At 72.8% G+C, this 16,958-nt stretch carries 17 protein-coding genes; 12 read left to right on the plus strand and 5 right to left on the minus strand.

The window, feature by feature from the left end:
• Nucleotides 1–42 precede the first annotated feature (42 nt).
• The 5 genes from AB0J80_RS31050 to AB0J80_RS31070 all read left to right on the plus strand — a co-directional run bounded on the left by AB0J80_RS31050 (nucleotide 43) and on the right by AB0J80_RS31070 (nucleotide 4,848).
• Nucleotides 43–666, plus strand: a complete 624-nt coding sequence (locus tag AB0J80_RS31050; RefSeq protein ID WP_364711992.1) for a response regulator transcription factor — start codon at nucleotides 43–45, stop codon at nucleotides 664–666.
• 48 nt (nucleotides 667–714) lie between these two features.
• On the plus strand, nucleotides 715–1,725 hold the full coding sequence (locus AB0J80_RS31055) for a LacI family DNA-binding transcriptional regulator (RefSeq protein ID WP_364711995.1): 1,011 nt from the start codon (nucleotides 715–717) through the stop codon (nucleotides 1,723–1,725).
• A 152-nt stretch (nucleotides 1,726–1,877) separates the two neighbouring features.
• A complete protein-coding gene (locus AB0J80_RS31060) occupies nucleotides 1,878–2,447 on the plus strand; it encodes a hypothetical protein (RefSeq protein WP_364711998.1) in 570 nt (189 codons plus the stop codon).
• A gap of 2 nt (nucleotides 2,448–2,449) precedes the next feature.
• Nucleotides 2,450–3,319 carry a S26 family signal peptidase gene (locus AB0J80_RS31065; RefSeq protein WP_364712000.1) on the plus strand — a complete coding sequence of 290 codons (870 nt, stop codon included), beginning with the start codon at nucleotides 2,450–2,452 and terminating at the stop codon, nucleotides 3,317–3,319.
• A 56-nt stretch (nucleotides 3,320–3,375) separates the two neighbouring features.
• Nucleotides 3,376–4,848, plus strand: a complete 1,473-nt coding sequence (locus AB0J80_RS31070) for a hypothetical protein (RefSeq protein ID WP_364712002.1) — start codon at nucleotides 3,376–3,378, stop codon at nucleotides 4,846–4,848.
• Here the strand turns inward: AB0J80_RS31070 and AB0J80_RS31075 are convergent.
• On the minus strand, nucleotides 4,845–6,152 hold the full coding sequence (locus AB0J80_RS31075; RefSeq protein WP_364712004.1) for a serine/threonine-protein kinase: 1,308 nt from the start codon (nucleotides 6,150–6,152) through the stop codon (nucleotides 4,845–4,847). The two genes, AB0J80_RS31070 and AB0J80_RS31075, sit on opposite strands and share 4 nt — an antisense overlap.
• Before the next feature lie 73 nt (nucleotides 6,153–6,225).
• Here AB0J80_RS31075 and AB0J80_RS31080 point away from each other — a divergent pair, with 73 nt between their 5' ends.
• From AB0J80_RS31080 to AB0J80_RS31090, 3 genes are all read left to right on the plus strand, one after another.
• Nucleotides 6,226–6,882 carry a hypothetical protein gene (locus AB0J80_RS31080; RefSeq protein WP_364712006.1) on the plus strand — a complete coding sequence of 219 codons (657 nt, stop codon included), beginning with the start codon at nucleotides 6,226–6,228 and terminating at the stop codon, nucleotides 6,880–6,882.
• 59 nt (nucleotides 6,883–6,941) lie between these two features.
• Nucleotides 6,942–7,877: a lamin tail domain-containing protein gene (locus tag AB0J80_RS31085; RefSeq protein ID WP_364712008.1), complete on the plus strand. Its 936-nt coding sequence runs from the start codon at nucleotides 6,942–6,944 to the stop codon at nucleotides 7,875–7,877.
• A gap of 153 nt (nucleotides 7,878–8,030) precedes the next feature.
• Entirely contained in the window at nucleotides 8,031–8,711 is a 681-nt protein-coding gene (locus AB0J80_RS31090) for a TetR/AcrR family transcriptional regulator (RefSeq protein WP_364712011.1), read from the plus strand.
• A gap of 7 nt (nucleotides 8,712–8,718) precedes the next feature.
• On the opposite strand, the gene AB0J80_RS31095 is transcribed toward AB0J80_RS31090, so the two are convergent.
• The 3 genes from AB0J80_RS31095 to AB0J80_RS31105 form a co-directional block, all read right to left on the minus strand.
• On the minus strand, nucleotides 8,719–9,426 hold the full coding sequence (locus AB0J80_RS31095) for a hypothetical protein (protein ID WP_364712013.1): 708 nt from the start codon (nucleotides 9,424–9,426) through the stop codon (nucleotides 8,719–8,721).
• Nucleotides 9,427–9,435: 9 nt separating this feature from the next.
• Nucleotides 9,436–10,089: a DUF6230 family protein gene (locus AB0J80_RS31100; protein WP_364712014.1), complete on the minus strand. Its 654-nt coding sequence runs from the start codon at nucleotides 10,087–10,089 to the stop codon at nucleotides 9,436–9,438.
• A gap of 95 nt (nucleotides 10,090–10,184) precedes the next feature.
• Complete coding sequence (locus AB0J80_RS31105; protein WP_364712015.1) at nucleotides 10,185–11,330, minus strand: helix-turn-helix domain-containing protein; 1,146 nt, start codon at nucleotides 11,328–11,330, stop codon at nucleotides 10,185–10,187.
• Nucleotides 11,331–11,472: 142 nt separating this feature from the next.
• Here AB0J80_RS31105 and AB0J80_RS31110 point away from each other — a divergent pair, with 142 nt between their 5' ends.
• From AB0J80_RS31110 to AB0J80_RS31120, 3 genes are all read left to right on the plus strand, one after another.
• A complete protein-coding gene (locus AB0J80_RS31110) occupies nucleotides 11,473–12,705 on the plus strand; it encodes a YncE family protein (RefSeq protein ID WP_364712017.1) in 1,233 nt (410 codons plus the stop codon).
• A 48-nt stretch (nucleotides 12,706–12,753) separates the two neighbouring features.
• Nucleotides 12,754–14,013 (plus strand): FAD-binding protein, encoded by a 1,260-nt coding sequence (locus AB0J80_RS31115; RefSeq protein ID WP_364712018.1) that lies wholly within the window; start codon nucleotides 12,754–12,756, stop codon nucleotides 14,011–14,013.
• 115 nt (nucleotides 14,014–14,128) lie between these two features.
• Nucleotides 14,129–14,458, plus strand: coding sequence for an STAS domain-containing protein (locus AB0J80_RS31120; protein WP_364712019.1), 330 nt, complete (start codon nucleotides 14,129–14,131; stop codon nucleotides 14,456–14,458).
• Here the strand turns inward: AB0J80_RS31120 and AB0J80_RS31125 are convergent.
• Nucleotides 14,409–15,986: an alpha-amylase family glycosyl hydrolase gene (locus tag AB0J80_RS31125; protein ID WP_364712021.1), complete on the minus strand. Its 1,578-nt coding sequence runs from the start codon at nucleotides 15,984–15,986 to the stop codon at nucleotides 14,409–14,411. The two genes, AB0J80_RS31120 and AB0J80_RS31125, sit on opposite strands and share 50 nt — an antisense overlap.
• 17 nt (nucleotides 15,987–16,003) lie before the next feature.
• Between AB0J80_RS31125 and AB0J80_RS31130 the strand changes: the two genes are divergently transcribed.
• A complete protein-coding gene (locus AB0J80_RS31130) occupies nucleotides 16,004–16,897 on the plus strand; it encodes a DUF4062 domain-containing protein (protein ID WP_364712022.1) in 894 nt (297 codons plus the stop codon).
• Nucleotides 16,898–16,958 lie beyond the last annotated feature (61 nt).

The following is a 16,958-nucleotide window of genomic DNA, read 5'->3' on the forward strand; positions in this document are numbered from 1 at the left end:
CATCGCCTGAGAGGGGTGCGCGGGGTCGCTAGCGTCGTCGCCATGACCGTGGGACGTCTGCGCGTCGCGGTGCGGACAGCCGATCCGCTCCACCGTGCCGGGCTGGTGGCGTTGCTGCACGGCGCCCGGCAGTTCGCCGTGCTCGGCGAGGACGACGGCCGGCCCGACGTGCTGGTGGTGGCCACGTCGTCGAACACCGAGCTCGGCATGCTGCTGAGCCGGGCCGCGCGCGAGGTGGACGTACCCGTCGTGCTCGTCGCCGACGACCTGTCGCCGGACGACCTGCTCTCCCTCGTGCGCTTTCACGTCCGGTCCGTCGTGCCGCGCCGGGTGGTCAGCGCCGGCGCGCTCCTGCGCTGCGTCACCGCGGTGGCGGTGGGCGGTGCGGTCCTGCCGCCGGACCTGCTCGGCGGACTGTTGCAGGAGGTCGACCGGCTGCACCGCGACCTGCGCGGCACCGCACCGGCCGGGGCGAGCGGGCTCACCGAACGTGAGCTCGAGATCCTGCGGCTGGTGGCGGACGGTTCCGACACCGGCGAGATCGCCGAGCGGCTCGGCTACTCGACCCGGACGGTCAAGAACATCATGTACGGCATCACCCAGCGCCTGAACCTGCGCAACCGGACCCATGCGGTGGCGTACGCGGTGCGTGCCGGCCTCATCTGAGCCTGCCAGTTGTAAGTTGTCTTCAACGTTCATGGGAGGTGCGGCACGATGACGGCGGAGCGCAGCCGGTCGAGCGGACGGCCGACGCTGGATCAGGTCGCCTCCCTGGCCGGGGTGGGCCGGGGCACGGTGTCCCGGGTCGTCAACGGCTCGGCGCAGGTCAGCCCGCAGGCGAAGGCCGCCGTCGAAAACGCGATCGCCGAGCTGGGGTACGTGCCCAACCGCGCCGCCCGCACCCTGGTCACCCAGCGCACGGACTCGGTCGCGCTGGTCATCTTCGAGTCCGGCGAGCGGTTCTTCGGCGAGCCGTTCTTCGGCCGGATCGTGCAGGCCATCTCCTCCGGGCTGGTCGAGCGGGGCCTGCAGATGGTGCTGATGATCGCTCAGGACCCGCAGGAGCGGCAGCGGCTCGAGGGCTATCTGACCCGGCAGCACGTCGACGGGGTGCTGCTGCTGTCCCTGCACGGCGCCGACACGTTGCCGGCCCAGCTCGAGCAGCGCGGCGTGGCCACGGTCCGGGCCGGTCGCCCGACCAACCCCGAGCCGGGGTGCTATGTGGACGCCGACAACCGGGGCGGCGCGCGGGACGCTGTCGCCTACCTGCGCAGCCTGGGGCGCCGGCGGATCGCCACGATCACCGGGCCGCTCGACATGGCCGCGGGCATCGCCCGCCTGGAGGGCTTCCGGGACGTGGTCGGCGCGGGCCCGATCGCCCAGGGTGACTTCAGCGAGGAGAGCGGCGCGGCCGCGATGGACTGGCTGCTCGACCGGCACCCGGACGTCGACGCCGTCTTCGCCGCCTCGGACATGATGGCCGCGGGCGCCATGCGGGTGATCCGCGAGCGCGGTCGGCGGGTGCCGGACGACGTGGCGATGATCGGCTTCGACGACTCGGTGATCGCCCGGCACACCGATCCGCCGCTGACCAGCGTGCACCAGCCCATCGAGGCGATGGGCCAGGAGATGGTCCGGCTGCTGCTGGCCAAGATCGACGGCCCCGATCCGGGGAACTGCGAGAAGGTGCTGAGCACCAGGCTGGTGCTGCGTCGCTCCGCGTGACGTCCTGTTGTCAACACGTCATCACCGAGAGTTACCGCCGAAAGCCTTGCACCGGTCCTGAAACTGTCTTGAGCCTGCGATGAGGCACGCGGGCGAATCTGGATGCACGAACCCGGGGCGGCAAGTCGCCCGGGCCGGCAGAAGGAACTGATATGTGGGCTAGCGGGGTTAAGACGTACGCGGTGGTGGCGGCGGTTGTCGGCGGCATCGCGGTGAGCTCGGGGGCCATGTGGCAGGCGTCGAACGCGGCCTTCACGGCGCAGACCGACAACGGCGCCAACAGCTGGGCCGCCGGTACGGTCACGCTCGGCGACGACGACTCCGGTTCCGCCATGTTCGCCGCGACGAACATCCGGCCCGGGTCGGTCGGTGAGCGCTGCATCAAGCTCACCTACAACGGCAGCCTGTCCACCTCGGTGAAGCTGTACGGCACGGCGGTCTCCGGGGCGCTGAGCCCGTACATCGACCTGGTGGTCGAGGAGGGTACGGGCGGTACCTTCGGCAGCTGCACCGGCTTCGTCGCCTCCGCGACGGACTACACCGGCACGCTCGCCGCGTTCGGCAGCGGCAAGACCGACTTCGCCTCCGGCGTGGGCTCGTTCGCGCCCACCGGTGCCGGCCAGACGAAGACCTACCGCATCGCGTACACGGTCAACACGGGCACGCCGGACAGCGCCCAGGGCGCCGCGGCGAACGCCACCTTCACCTGGGAAGCGCGCTGACCGTGAGCACGGCGACCGAGGCACTCCGGGGCCCGCGGGCCTGGTCCCTGCCGCTCGTGCGGTTGGTGGCGATCGGTGTGCTGGCTGCCGCGGCGGCGATCGTCGCCTGGTCGGCCCTGCCGATGGTCTGGGGCTGGCGGCCCACGGTCATCGTCAGCGGCTCGATGAGCCCGTCGGTGCACCGCGGCGACATCGTGGTCAGCTCGCCGCCGACGGCCGACTGGCAGCCCGCCGTCGGCCAGGTGGTGACGGTGCCGTACCCGGGGCACGCCGGGCAGACGCTCACCCACCGCATCGCCGGCTTCGACGAGCGTGGCCTGCTGATCACCCGCGGTGACGCGAACGGCAGCGACGACAGCTTCCGGACCCCGCCGGCGCAGGTGCGCGGCGTGGGCCGGCTGCTCGTCCCGCGGATCGGCCTGGCCACCCTGAAGCTGCGCGAGGGACACCCGTGGCTGTTCATCGCCCAGAGCGTGGCCGTGCTCGCCGCGGTCGGCCTGGCATCGCGGTTGCCCGCGGCGCCGGTGGAGACGCCGGCCCCGGCCGCGGCGCCGGTGCCCGCCTCGGGCCCGAAGGAAAGCGCGCCAGAGCCTGCCCCGGAGTCTGTCTCGGCGGCGAAGGAGAGCGCGCCGGAGCCTGCCCCGGAGTCTGTTCCGGCGGCGAAGGAGAGCGCGCCGGAGCTCGTTCCGGCTGCGAAGGTGAGTGCGCCTGTGGAGACGCCCAAGCCCACCGTGCCCGCGAAGGGCGGAGCGGACCAGCCCGCCGCGTCGCTGCGGCGCGAGCCGAGCCGCCAGAGCACCCCGCGGCGCCGCCAGAAGACCCGTGGCCGGGCCGCCTCCCGGCCCCGCGCCACCGGTCCGCGGAGCCGGTGACGCCGAAAGCTTGAGTTCGGCGTACCGCTGCCGACTTACCCGGGGGGAGGATGGTGATGGCTGGACGAGACGCCCGCGCGGCGCGCCACCGCTTCATGCGGGCGGGCGCCGCTCTGCTGGCGTTGCTGTGCCTCGGCGGCTTCGCCCTGATGCCGTCCAGCTCGGCCGCGTTCACCGCCATTGCCGGAGGACCCGCGTCCTCGTTCACCGCGCGCGCCACCTTCGGCCTCAGCCAGACCGCCGGCTGCTTCAGCGACAACGGCACCGGCGGCTGCACGACGGCCGCCGGCATCACCGACGACACCAGCGTCGTCGTCAGCCCGGACGGCAAGCACGTCTACGTCGGGTCGGTGGCCAAGGGGGCTGTGTCCGCGTACACCCGCAACGCCACCACGGGAGCCCTGACGCAGCTGACGAGTCCGACCGGCTGTTACAGCAACGCCTCGGTGCCCGGTTGCACGACCGTCCTCGGCGTCATGGGTGCCCTGTTCGACCTGACAGTCAGCCCGGACGGCAAGCACCTGTACGCGGTGGGCTACAGCACCCACACGATCGCCGCCTTCTCCCGCAACGCCACCACGGGCGCGCTGACCCCCCTCGCGAGTCCCAACAAGTGCCTGTACGACAACAGCCTCAGCTCGCCGCCCAGCGGCTGCGCGTCCGCCTACAAGATCATGGGTGCCGACGGCATCGCGATCAGCCCCGACGGCGCCTATGTCTACGTCGTCTCGGTCCAGTCGAACTCGCTCACCGTCTTCTCCCGCAACGCGACCACCGGGGTGCTCACCCAGCTGAGTGGCACGGCCGGCTGCTACACCAACTCGACCACCTCCGGCTGCACGACCGCAAGCGGGCTGGGGTCACCGTTCGCCGTGCGGACCTCCCCGGACGGCACGAGCGTGTACGTGGCGAGCAACCTCAGCAACGCGGTCGCGGTCTTCCAGCGCAACATGACCACGGGCGTCCTGTCCCAGCCGGCCCCCCCGAACTCGTGCGTCTACAACAACGGCAGCACCGCGATCCCGAACTGCACGGCGGTGCGGGGTCTCTCCGGCGCGTACAACGTCGGCATCGCGCCCGACGGTGCCACCGTGTACGCCGTCGGCAACGCCGGCAACGCCGTGGCTTCCTTCACCCGCAACACCACCACCGGCGTCCTCACCCAGGTGGCCGCACCCAACGCCTGCATCTACCACAACAGCAGCACCGCGATCACCGGATGCACCGCCGCCAGGGCCATCTCGTCCCCGACCAGCATCACGTTCAGCCCCGACGGCATGTTCGCCTTCGTGGCTGCCTCGGTCAGCCAAGGTGTCGCGGTCTTCCGGCACAACAGCAGCACCGGCGTACTGACCCAGCTGTCGACCACGAGCGGCTGTATAGCCCTCTCCTCGACTACCGGATGCACCACCGGCGTGGGCCTGGGCACCGCCACGGGCATCGCCGTCAGCCCGGACGGCCGCGACGTGTACGCCGTGGGCGGAGGCGGCAGCCGCGGTTACATCGCCGTCCTCAACTTCACGCACTAGATCCCGGCGGCCCGGCCCAGGTCGTCGAGGCGTGACTGCAGGACGGCCGCCCGGTCCTCGGCGAGGCTGCCCTCGTCGGTGCGGGCCCGTACCTTGCGCCGCAGGTCGTCGAGGCGGGTCCCGACGTCGGCGGCCCGCGGGCTGTCGAGCGTGTCGAGCAGGTTGTTCAGGTCCGTGGCGACGTCCGGGCGGATCTGACCCGCGGTGCGCCCGTCGTCGACCGCCGCGCGGACCCGCTGGACCGCGTCGTCGAAGCCGATCCGTGCCCGGGCGGGCCGGGCGCTGGTGGGCCGCGGCGGCGACGGCGCGACGGACGGCGTGGCGGTGACGGTGGCCGGCGGGGGAGCCAGGACCGGCGGTGCGTCCCGTACGGACGGGCCGATGAGCACGACCGTGCCCGCCGCGGTCGCCAGCACCGCCGCGATCCCGGCCGAGACGGCGACCCGCCACCGGCCGGAGTGCCGCGGCGGTGCCGGCTCGTCGGTCGTCGCGGCCAGGCGGTCGCTCACCTCCTCGGCGCTGGGCCGCCGCCCGGGCTCGTCGAGCAGGCAGTCGGTGACCAGCACCCGGAAGGGCGCCGGCAGCCCGGGCCGCAGCGGGGTGGGGCCGTGCGCGCGGGCTGTCGCCAGCTCCTCCCACGTGTCCACCGGGTACGGCGGGTCGCCGGTGACCATCTCGAAGAGCAGCACGCCGAGCCCGTACACGTCGGTGGCGGGTTCCGCCGGCTTGCCGTCGAGGCGCTCCGGGGCCACGTACGCCGGCGTACCGAAGGTGATGCCGCTCTCGTCGTCGTCCGGCTCGCCGGTGAGGGCGCTGATGCCGAAGTCGAGGATCTTGACGCCCGCCGGTGTGAGCATCACGTTGCCGGGCTTGATGTCGCGGTGCACCACCCCGCTGGCGTGCGCCGCGGCGAGCGCGTCGGCGACGTCCCGGCCGATGCGCGCCGCGTCCGGCCAGGCCAGGGGCGCCCGTTCGACCCGGGCGGCGAGGGTCTCGCCGGTGAGCAGCTCCATGACCACGAACGGGGCCACCGACCCGTCGGGGCGGACCGCGCCGTTGTAGTCGTGGACGACCGCGATGCCCGGATGCGCCGGGCGGGCCGCCATCCGGGCCTCCCTCCAGGCCAGGTGCAGCGCCTCGGCGCTGGTGGCGGTGCGGCCGGTGGGCAGCTTGAGGGCGACCGGCCGGTCGAGCAGCTCGTCCGCGGCGCGCCAGATGTCCGCCATGCCGCCGGACTCCAGGAGGGTGACGAGGCGGTAACGCGAGGCGAGCAGATCGCCGGCGGCCGGCCAGTCATCGGTCACCTGAGGAACAGTCACCCACACCGTACGGGGGTGTCAACCGCAGGCCTCCCGGACCTGATGACACGATGCGATCATGCGCCCGCACCCGGCGATCTTCGTCCCTCCGCTGCGGCACCCCGGCGGCCCGTGGAGCGAGCGCCGCTGCGACCAGGTCGTCACCCCGGCGGTACGCGCGGCGCTGTGGAGCTTCCTCCGCGGCACCGCGCACTTGCTGCACCCCGGCGCGGCCACGCCCGACGAACCGGCCAGGCTGTCCGGCCTCAACGACGGCCGGGGCGCGCCCGTGAAGGTCGGCATGCTGGGCACCGACACCGGTGGCGTCTGCCTCGTCCTCGCCGCGCGCCGCCCCGGGGCGCCCCCGCCGCCCGGCCGCCCGTGGCGGTACGGGCTCGGCGCGGAGGGCGTACGCGCGGACGCCGCCGTGATCTCCGGAGTGGAACCGGCGGCACCGGCGGACGTGGCGCCGCTGCTCGCCGAGGGGCCGTCCCCGCAGGCCCGGCCGTGGCTCGTGGTCCGGGCCGTGGTCCGTGAGCGTGCCGGGACGCTCGCCGTGGATCCGGGCGACGGCGTCCTGCGGCCGGTCCTGACCTTCTCGGCGCTGCGCCTCACCAGGCGCCGGCCGGCCGGGGAGCGGCCCGCCCGCTGCCCCGACTGCGGCGGAACCCGGATCCGCCGCTACTCGTCCTTCGACCTGTGCCCCGACTGCGCCTGGTCGGCGCAGCCCCGCTGAGACACCGGTGCGGAGAACGCTCAGTCCCGTCGCGCTCCGGCCGATGGGCAGGCATGCCCATGCTGCGCCGACTCGCCCTGCTGGCCACCGTCGTGCTCGCGCTGACCGGCCTCGCGGTCCCCGCCCGCGCCGCCGCGTCCGGCTACTGCCTCCCGTCGGGCGGACCGGCCTGCCAGGTCTGGACCGGCAGGGTGGTCCGGGTCGGCGACGGGGACACCGTGCTGGTCGACATCACCGGCGACGGCGCGAACAACCCGCGCTGGATCCGGCTCATCAACGCCCAGGCGATGGAGATGACGGTCTACTCGACGATCCCGGCCCGCCGCCGCGGCGAGTGCCACGCCCTCGCCGCCGCCGCCCGCTTCGAGCGGCTGGTCAAGGCCGGGGGCGGCGTGGTCCGGCTGACGGCGCAGCACGCGTCGAGCTCCAGCAAGAACCGGCCGCTGCGCTCCGTCCAGGTACGGATCAACGGCGTCTGGCACGACGTCGGCCTCGACCTGATCCGCCACGGCCTCGCGCTGTGGCAGCCGTTCAAGGGCGAGTGGGCCTCCAACGCGTCCTACCGGGTGGCCCAGGCGCGGGCCGCGCAGGAGGGGCTCAACCTGTTCGACACCGACTCGTGCGGCAGCGGCCCGTTCCAGAGCGCGGCCATCTCGACCTTCGTCAACTACGACGCCGACGGCCTCGACGACCAGAACCTCAACGGCGAATGGGTACGCGTCGACAACGCCTCCCCGTACCAGGTCGCGATCGGCGGCTGGTGGATCCGCGACTCCGGCCTGCGCCGCTACGTCTTCCCGGCGGGCACTGTGGTCCCCGCCGGCGGCTCGGTCTTCCTGCACGTCGGCAAGGGCAAGGACACGGCGACCCACAAGTACTGGGGCCTGACCGCGCCGGTGTTCGACAACCCGACCGACGACCAGCAGGCGCTGGGCGACGGCGCGTACCTCTTCGACCCGCGCGGTGACATGCGCGCCTGGATGCAGTACCCGTGAAGCGGAACACTGCGTGAACGGCGACCGGCTACGCGCCGCTGCCGCTGCCGCCGCCGCTGAGAGCCGAGGTCACCGCCGCCGTGGCGGATCTGCGCTGACCTCCCACTAGGCTGCTGGCGACGGGACGCACGGGATACGCAGCAAGGGGGCACCATGGTCGCCGGCGAGCGGGAGCGGCTTCCGGGGTCCGCCGTGGAGGTGGCCCGTCTGCCCAGGGGCCGTCACGACCTGCCGCGCGAGTTCGTCTCGCGGACCCAGCGGGACAGGCTGATCGACGCGATGGCGCGGGTGGTGGCCGAGAAAGGGTACGCGAACGCGTCCCTGACCGAGGTGTGCGCCGCGGCGGGCGTGTCGACGCGCGCCTTCTACGAGCACTTCACCGACAAGGAGGCATGCCTGCTCGCCGCCTTCGACCTGGGCGTCGAGCTGATGCAGAAGACGGTCGCGGAGGCCTTCGCCCGGCCCGCGAGCTGGCCGCAGCGCATCCACTGCGGGCTCGACACACTGCTGCGGCTGCTGGCCGCCGAGCCGGCGTTCGCGGTGCTCGCGGTGGTGGAGGTGCTGGCCGCCGGGCCGCGGGCGCGGGAACGCCGGCGGATCCTGCTGGAGAGCTATGGCGGGTTCTTCGCCGAGGTACCCCAGCGCCCCGGCGGGCCCGTCGTTCCCGCCGGGGTCGTGGAGGCCGTCATCGCCGGCGTCTACGGGGTCATCTTCGACCTGGTCTCGACCGGCCGGGTGGCGGAGCTTCCGGACCGCCTGCCCGACCTGACCTACTTCGTCCTGGTGCCGTTCCTGGGTCCGGCCGTCGCGGCCCGGGTCGCTGCCTCCGGCTGAAGGGCGCCTACCCCTCAGGCGGCGGCGCGACGGTGCCGTCGGTGACGGTGATCTGCTGGGTCGCGTCCGTGGTGTCACTGATCGCGTACCGGGCCCGGAAGGTCGCCGTGGTGGCGCCGGTGGGGCAGGTGAGGCCGCCGGTCACCCGGATCGGCAGGCTCACGCCGGCGGAGAAGTCCAGCACCGGCGCGCTGGTGTCGGTGCCGTCGATCCACGGCCCGCTCAGCGTGGCCGGGCCTTCGGGGGCCACCGTCACCGTGCAGGAGGCGAGGCCGGAGATGGTGGTGATTACGCCCGCGGTGGGGATGGTCATCGTGCCGGTGGAGCCGGCCGGGTCGTACTGCAGGGCGATGGTCCACTCGCCGTTGGTGTTGTTCGACGCCGTGCGGGCGGTCGTGAACAGCACGTTGGTCGGGCAGTTGCCGCCGTTGTTGCTGAACGTGGCCGGGGTCAGCGTGGACACCACCGGGCCGTCGGGGCTCGTGTTGGCGGGCTCGGCCGGCACCTGACCGGTATTGCCCGACTGGTTGCAGGTCACTGTCGTATTGCCCACCACGAACGTGGCGGTGGTGCCGCTCACCAGCGAGGCGGCGTACGCGTGCCCGGCCGGCCCCACGGTGGTGCCGGGTGCGAGCGCCAGGGCGGGAACGGCGGGCAGCACGCCGAGGCCGAGGCCGAGGGCGGCGACGACGCCCGTACGGCGAAGGTGTCGCATCGTTTCTCCTTAGAAGCACTCGTCCTTGCCCCAGTGCAGGGCCAGCTTGAGGTTGCGCAGGTTGAACTCGCCCGCCGAGGTGGCCCAGGCGACCTGCTTGAGGTCGGTGATCGTGACCTTGTCGGCCTGCTGGCTGAAGAAGCCCTCGCGGCGCTGCGCCTTCTCGCCCGGGTCGTTGTCCGGGCCCTTGTCCAGCGTGGACGCGTCGCGGCCGATCTCGATGGTCTCGAACTTGGCGTTGCCGTCGAGCTGCGACATGTCGACGACCATGTTCTTGGCGGTCACCGGCTGGGCGCCGGTTCCGGCGTGGATCACCAGGCTGACCGAACCGAAGTCGCCGAGGTCGGTGACGACCGACTGGCACAGGTTCTTCAGGGTGGCGGTCTTCATCGCCGAGACCGCGACCGGCTCGGGCTTCTGCGACTGCGGATCGCTGCCCGGCTCGATGCGGGCGTCCACCGTGCCGTACTGGATGAAGCCCGTGGCCACGAGCTCGTCGGCGCTGACCTTGAACTGCTGGCCCGAGACGACGAACGTCGCCGCCAGCGCGCCGTGCGAGATCAGCGACACCACGCCGGCGGTGGCGACGGTGCTGAGCGCCATCACCACGCCGAATCGGCGCCAGCTGGTACGGCCCGGGGTTGTGGAGCGGGGATCGGTCACCGTCGGGACTCCTGTCCGCGAATGGATCCAGAAAAGGTGGTTTTTCCAATGGGACGGACGGTAGCCCCGCTCCGGAAGCACCGTCAAGACATGAATCAGCTTCGATGACCGGCGGCCGGCGGTGCCGGCCAGGACCGCAGCGCCCACCACCAGCGGACGGTGTCGAGCACGGTCAGGCGCTCGCCGAGCCCGGTCAGCTCCTGCAGGCGGCGCAGCCTGTACCGCACCGTGTTCGGGTGCAGGTGCAGCGCCTCGGCGGTGCGGTCCAGCCGCTGGCCCTCGTCCAGATAGGCCAATGCCGTCGACACCAGGTCGTGGTGGAACTCGTCGCCCGGGTTCAGGGCGCCCAGCAGGCTCCGGGACAGGAAGCCGGCGAGCATCGGCTGGGCCGCGAGTGCCGTCTCGCCGGCCACATCGACGACGTCGTGCATCCCCGTGAGCGCGTCGCCGGCCGCTGCCGCCAGGGCCGTCAGGCACAGGGCGTACGCGGCCGGCGCCTGCTCGAGGGGGACCGGCGGACAGGTCACCACCAGGGCGGCGGGATCCGGCGGTGCCGACGGCAGCCGCGGCGTGAGCCCCGCGAGCAGCCCGGCCACCGGAGCCATGACGCCGCCACACCGGGCGAATCCCTGCTCGAGGCGGCGGACCCGCGCGGGATCGGCGGCATCGGACACCAGGCAGTGATAGCTCCCGCCGGCGCGCAGACCGAACCGGCCCGGATCCGGGGCGGTGCCGTCGTCCTCGCCGAGCAGCAACCGGCGCAGCAGGCCGATCCGCGCGTCCCGGTAGTCGCGGCCCAGCTCCCGCTCGGCGGCCCGGTACCCGGTCACGACGTGCCGCTCCAGCCGGGTGCCGTAGCGGTCCAGCTCGAGCAGCGCCTGCAGCATCACCTCGGTCGCGATGCCGCAGCTGCGGCCCCGCTCGATCGCGATCTCCAGGATCCGGCTGCGGCCCGCGTGCAGCCCGGACAGCAGCGCCGCCACCGGTACGCCCAGCGCCGCCCGTTCGGCACCGAAGCGCGCCGCCGCACCGAAGTCCGGCTCGCCGTCGCCGGTGAAGGCCGCGAACCCGGCGGCGAGCAGGGCGGTCACGTGCCGCCGGCTTTCCGACCAGGGCATCCGGGCGATGCCGGGGGACTCGCAGCGGGCGGCGCGCACCACGTCGTCGACGAGCTGCACGTCCGCGGCGAGGTCGGCCACCAGGGCGGTCAGGGCGTCCTCGCGCGATTGTGGGCGGTGCACAACGGGCGGCTGCGGCATTGGTTCCCGTCCTCTACCGGCGCGAGGCGATTCATTGTTCCCTATGCGTTACCGCAAAGTAACATCGCGAGGCGTCCGGCGGAACCGCCCAGCCGCGCCCCGCCCGTCGCCGCAGGAGGCGTCCGTGCGCGCTGGATCCGTACCGAAGGCCCTGGTAGCCCTGATCATCGCGGTCGTACCGGCGGTGCCCGCGCAGGCCGCGGCGCCGGCGCTCAAGGAGGTCATGTTCGTCGGTAACAATTGGGAGGGCACCGTCGACGTGATCGCCTCGCGCGGCGACTTCGCCAAGCTGGGCCGGATCAACGTCGTGCCGGACAAGAGCGAGCGGCTCTGGGAGATCTACCTCAACCCGGTCAAGCTCGCGTTCTACCTCGGCGTGCAGCTCGGTCCCGGCGAGGGCCACGACCAGCTCGTCGACGACATGTACACCACTCCGGACGGCAGCGCGCTGGTCGTCTCGCGGCCCAGCTTCGCCGACGTGGTCTCGATCGACCTGGCCACCGGGGCGGTCCGCTGGCGGTTCCCGGTCTCCGGCTTCCGCTCCGACCACATGGCGGTGTCGCCCGACGGCCGGGCGGTCGCGGTCTCCGCGTCCACCTCGAACACCGTGCACGTGCTCGACATCGTCACCGGCCGGCAGCTGGGCTCCTTCACCGCCGGCGACAAGCCGCACGAGAACGTCTACACCGATGGCGGCCGCTACCTGTGGAACATGTCGATCGGCGAGGTCAACACGTCGCTCGACGACCCCTCCGCCGACTGGACCAAGGGCGACCGGCACATCACGATCGCGGACACCCGGACCTTCCAGACGGTACGGGAGATCGACATGCGTCCCCGCCTCGACGCGTTCGGCCGCTCCGACCTGTCCGACGCGGTCCGCCCGGCCGTCTTCACCCCCGACGAGAAGAAGCTGTACTTCCAGGTCTCCTTCTTCAACGGACTGGTCGAGTACGACGTGCCGAGCGACCGGGTCACCCGCGTCAAGGAGCTGCCCAAGAACCCCGCCACCAGCGAGGACCGCACCACCTGGGTGAACGACTCGCGGCACCACGGGCTCTCGATCAGCCCGGACGGCGGCAAGCTCTGCGTGGCCGGCACCATGGACGACTACGCCACGATCGTGGACCGGGCGACGCTGGCCCAGGGTGAGCTGGTCCCCGCGAACAAGCCGTACTGGGCGACGGTCAGCGGGGACGGTCTGGACTGCGTGATCTCCGAGTCGGGCGCCGACCAGGTGACGGCGATCAGCTTCGCGACCGGCAGGCGGGTCGCGACGGTCCCGGTGGGTGACCACCCCCAGCGGGTACGCGTGGGGCACATCCCCACCACCTGGACGCCGCCCCGCGCCTCTTGATCTTCCACATCGATGTCCCGCCCGGTGCATTCGTGATGTGCTGGACCCATGAGCGACGAACGGGTGACCAACTGGGCGGGCAACATCGTCTTCGGCGCGCGCCGGCTGCACCGGCCGGCCTCCGTCGAACAGGTGCAGGAGCTGGTGGCCGCCGGGAACCCCGTCAAGGTGCTGGGCAGCGGGCACTCCTTCAACCGGATGGCGGACACCGGCGGTGACCTTCTCTCACTGACCGGGCTGCCGCGCATCGTCGAGGTCGCGGAGGACCGCAGGACGGTCCGGGTCGACGGCGGCATCCGCTACGGCGAGCTCTTCGCCCGGCTGGACGCGGAAGGGCTGGCCCTGCACAACACGGCGTCGCTCCCGCACATCTCGGTGGCGGGCGCCATCGCGACAGCGACGCACGGCTCCGGTGGCCGCCACGCCAACCTCGCCACCGCGGTCTCCGGCATCGAGCTGGTCCGCGGCGACGGTGAACTGGTCACCCTGCGCCGCGACACCGACGGCGACGTCTTCGCCGGGGCGGTCGTGCACCTCGGCGCCCTCGGCGTGATCACCGCGCTGACCCTGGACGTCGAGCCCACGTACGAGATCCGCCAGTACGTCTTCGACGACGTCCCCCGCGCGTCGCTGGAGGCGCACCTGCCGGAGATGCTCGCCGACGGCTACAGCGTCAGCCTCTTCACGAACTGGACCAGCCCCGACCCGAACATGGCCTGGCTCAAGCGCAAGGACCCGGTGCCGGCCGGCGACTGGTACGGCGCCCGCCGCGCCGACGGCCCCCGCCACCCGGTGCCCGGCATGCCCGCCCTGAACAGCACCGACCAGTCGGGGGAGCCGGGGCCGTGGCACACCCGGCTGCCCCACTTCCGGATGGAGTTCACCCCGAGCAGTGGCGAGGAGCTGCAGTCCGAGTACCACGTCGCCCGCGAGCGCGCCCTGGAGGCCGTCGACGCGGTGCAGGCGATCGGCGCGGACGTGGCCGCGGTCCTGCAGATCTGCGAGCTGCGGACGATCGCCGCCGACGACCTGTGGCTGAGCCCCAACTACCGCCGCGACACCTTCGCCCTGCATTTCACCTGGATCGCCGACACCGAGGCGGTCCTGCCGGTGGTGGCGAAGCTGGAACAGGCGCTGGCCCCGCTCGACCCCCGCCCGCACTGGGGCAAGGTTTACACCGTCCCCTCGGAGACGATCCGCGACCAGTACGACCGCTTCAGCGACTTCGTCGCGCTGGCCGACGCGTACGACCCCCGAGGGATCTTCCGTAATGCCTGGTTGGACGACCTGCTCGGGGACCGGCGGTAGGTGTTCGTCCGGTCGCGGATGACCGATCCGCCGAGGGGTGCGGGCCGATCATTGTCGTGTTCGGACCGGTGATCCCTGACGGTCCGCCGCCGGGCAGCCTAGGCTGGACCGCATCATGCATTCTCTGGATGTTCCCGCCGTCATGACGACCGCAGTGCGCTGGGAGGCCGGCCGCGCCGCCGTCGTCGAGGTGAGCGGCGACCTCGACGACCATGCCACGCCCCGGCTCCGGGCCCTCCTGGACGAGGTGTCCCGGCATCGGCCGGCGCGCATCTCGGTCGACCTCGATGCGGTCACGTTCTTCTGCTCGGCGGCCGCGGCGGAGCTGGTCGCCAGCCGCAGCCGCTTTCCGTGCGACGTGAGCGTCGTGCGCCCTCCCGCGCCGGCGCGCCGCGTCATGGCGATCCTGGGCCTCGGCCCGGACCTGCAGGCCGTCGACGGCTGAGCCAGACCGCGGTGTCCGGCGGCAGGTGACCGTCCCCGGTGAGCGGTCCGCTCGCCAGCATTACGTCCCCGGCCGGAAGCGGCACGGGCCGGCCGCCCATGGCGACAGCGACGGCCAGACCCTTTCCGCGTACGGCGAGCAGCAGGTCACCGTCGTGCACGGCCCACTCGACGGCATCGTCCGCCCCCAGCCCGTCGGCGAGCCATCGCCGCCGCAGGGCCAGCGCCGCCCGGCAGAGTGCCAGGGTTTCGGGCTCGGCCTCGGTCGCGTGCTCACCCCACCCGCGCGGAACCGGAAGCCACGGCGGCGCGGACCCGGCGGGCGAGAAGCCGAAGGCGCCGGCGGGGTCCCGGTGCCACGGCAGCGGCACCCGGCACCCGTCCCGGCTGATCCCGCTGCGGGCCCACGCCGGGTCCTGCCGCGCCGAGGACGGCACCGCCACCTCGGGCAGGCCGAGCTCCTGTCCCTGGTAGACATAGGCGGCGCCGGGCAGGCCGAGGATGGTGAGCAGGGCGGCGCGGGCGCGTGCCGCATTGCCGTACCGGGTCGGCGTACGTACCACGTCGTGGTTCTCCACCACCCAGGTGACGTCGCCGTGAGCGAGCAGCCGGCTGCCGATGTCGCGCCAGCGCCGGGCATCCCACGGTGCGGTGACGAAGGCGAAGGCGAACGCCTGGTGCAGCTCGTCGGGGCGGACGTACCGAGCGGCCCGTTCCGGGTCGAGGTTGACCTCGCCGATGAGCGCCCGCGGCGGGTCGTACGAGTCGGCTAGCACCCGCCACCGCCGGTATACGTCGTGCACCTCGTCCTGGTCGCAGGCGAGCGGGTTGCCCCGCAGCCGCATCGGCGCGACGGTGTGCGGGTCGGGCAGATCCGGCAGCCCCTGCGCCTTGACCAGCCCGTGCGCAACGTCGATACGCAGCCCGTCGACGCCACGGTCGAACCAGAACCGCAGGACATCGTCGAAGAACTCGGCCGTGCGGGGGTTCCGCCAGTTCCAGTCGGGCTGCTCCGGCGCGTACTGATGCAGATACCACTGGCCGGGCCGCCCGCCGGCTTCCGTGACCCGGGTCCAGGCCGGGCCCCCGAACACACTGGGCCAGTTGTTGGGCGGCTCGTCCCCGCCCGGCCCGCGGCCGTCGGCGAAGTGGAACCGGGCGCGCTCGGCGCTGCCCGGCCCGGCCGCGAGCGCGGCGCGGAACAGCGGATGCTCGGCCGAGCAATGGTTCGGCACCACGTCGACGATGACCCGCAGACCCCGCGCGTGCGCCTCGGCGAGCAACGCGTCGAACGCGGCGAGGTCACCGAACAGCGGGTCGACGTCGCGGTAGTCGCTGACGTCGTACCCGTGATCGGCCTGGGGTGAGCGCTGGAACGGCGTCAGCCAGACGGCGTCCGCGCCCAGCCCGGCGACGTACCCCAGCCGGGCGGTGATGCCGGCCAGGTCGCCGACCCCGTCGCCGTCGGAGTCGGCGAACGAGCGCGGGTAGATCTGGTACACCACGGCGTCGCGCCACCAGCTGTCCATGCTGATAAAACTGCCATGTGGCCCGGATCTACGTGTCCTCGACGTTCCGTGACCTCCAGGACGAGCGGGAGGGCGTCTACCGGGCGTTGCGCGAGCTGGGGCACGACGTCACGGCGATGGAGGACTATGTCGCCGCGGACGAGCGGCCGGTGGACAAGTGCCTGCGCGACGTCGCCGACTCCGACGTCTACGTGGGCCTCTTCGCCTGGCGCTACGGGTACGTGCCGGGTGACGACGATCCGGCCGGACTCTCCATCACCGAGCGGGAGTACCTGCAGGCCGGTGTCTCGGCGATCCCGCGCCTGATCTTCCTGCTCCGGGAGGACGCGCCCTGGCCGCCGCCCCTGATGGACTCACGAACCGGCGACAACGGCAGAGGGGACCGGATCACCGCCCTGCGCGAGCGGCTGGCTCGCCGGCACGTGGTCGGCCTGTTCGGGTCGGTCGAGGAGCTCTCGCGTCAGGTCGCCTCCGCCGTCACCCGTCATCTCGCCGGCCACCACGAGGTGCCGCTCGTCCTCGACTCGGATCCGCCGCGGCGGCGCTTCCGGGCGCACATGCGAACGCAGAACGCGGCGATGTCCGAGCGCCAGGTCCACTCCCGTTACGTCGAGCTGGACGTGCTCCGCGAGGAACGGGACCGCGACGGCTTCCAGCAACGTCTGACCGGTCCGCTGGCGGTGACCGCCCCGGGCCCGGGCCTCTTCGTGCTGGCCGGCCCGCACGGCAGCGGCAAGACCACATCGATGCTGCACGAGGCGGCCTTCCCCGGGCACGGCCGCCGGCCCCACGCTGTACGTCTCGCTGGCGGGAGTCGTCCACGGCGATGCGGACACGCTGCTGGAGCTGGCGGCGGAGCAGAACCGCGTCCACAGCGGGAGCCTGCTGCGCTCGTGGCGCCGGGGCGGTGACCGGCTCCGGCTGCTGATCGACGACGTCGCTCCCGCGCCGGGGGACACGCTCGGACCCGCG

The organism is Actinoplanes sp. NPDC049548 (assembly GCF_040676695.1).
Classification (GTDB): domain Bacteria; phylum Actinomycetota; class Actinomycetes; order Mycobacteriales; family Micromonosporaceae; genus Actinoplanes.

What these genes read in the sequence shown, in the direction of transcription:
- AB0J80_RS31050 (WP_364711992.1), top strand. Translation starts at nt 43, where the DNA reads ATGACCGTGGGACGTCTGCGCGTCGCGGTGCGGACAGCCGATCCGCTC.
- AB0J80_RS31055 (WP_364711995.1), top strand. Translation starts at nt 715, where the DNA reads ATGACGGCGGAGCGCAGCCGGTCGAGCGGACGGCCGACGCTGGATCAG.
- AB0J80_RS31060 (WP_364711998.1), top strand. Translation starts at nt 1,878, where the DNA reads ATGTGGGCTAGCGGGGTTAAGACGTACGCGGTGGTGGCGGCGGTTGTC.
- AB0J80_RS31070 (WP_364712002.1), top strand. Translation starts at nt 3,376, where the DNA reads ATGGCTGGACGAGACGCCCGCGCGGCGCGCCACCGCTTCATGCGGGCG.
- AB0J80_RS31080 (WP_364712006.1), top strand. Translation starts at nt 6,226, where the DNA reads ATGCGCCCGCACCCGGCGATCTTCGTCCCTCCGCTGCGGCACCCCGGC.
- AB0J80_RS31085 (WP_364712008.1), top strand. Translation starts at nt 6,942, where the DNA reads ATGCTGCGCCGACTCGCCCTGCTGGCCACCGTCGTGCTCGCGCTGACC.
- AB0J80_RS31090 (WP_364712011.1), top strand. Translation starts at nt 8,031, where the DNA reads ATGGTCGCCGGCGAGCGGGAGCGGCTTCCGGGGTCCGCCGTGGAGGTG.
- AB0J80_RS31095 (WP_364712013.1), bottom strand. Translation starts at nt 9,426, where the DNA reads ATGCGACACCTTCGCCGTACGGGCGTCGTCGCCGCCCTCGGCCTCGGC.
- AB0J80_RS31115 (WP_364712018.1), top strand. Translation starts at nt 12,754, where the DNA reads ATGAGCGACGAACGGGTGACCAACTGGGCGGGCAACATCGTCTTCGGC.
- AB0J80_RS31120 (WP_364712019.1), top strand. Translation starts at nt 14,129, where the DNA reads ATGCATTCTCTGGATGTTCCCGCCGTCATGACGACCGCAGTGCGCTGG.
- AB0J80_RS31125 (WP_364712021.1), bottom strand. Translation starts at nt 15,986, where the DNA reads ATGGACAGCTGGTGGCGCGACGCCGTGGTGTACCAGATCTACCCGCGC.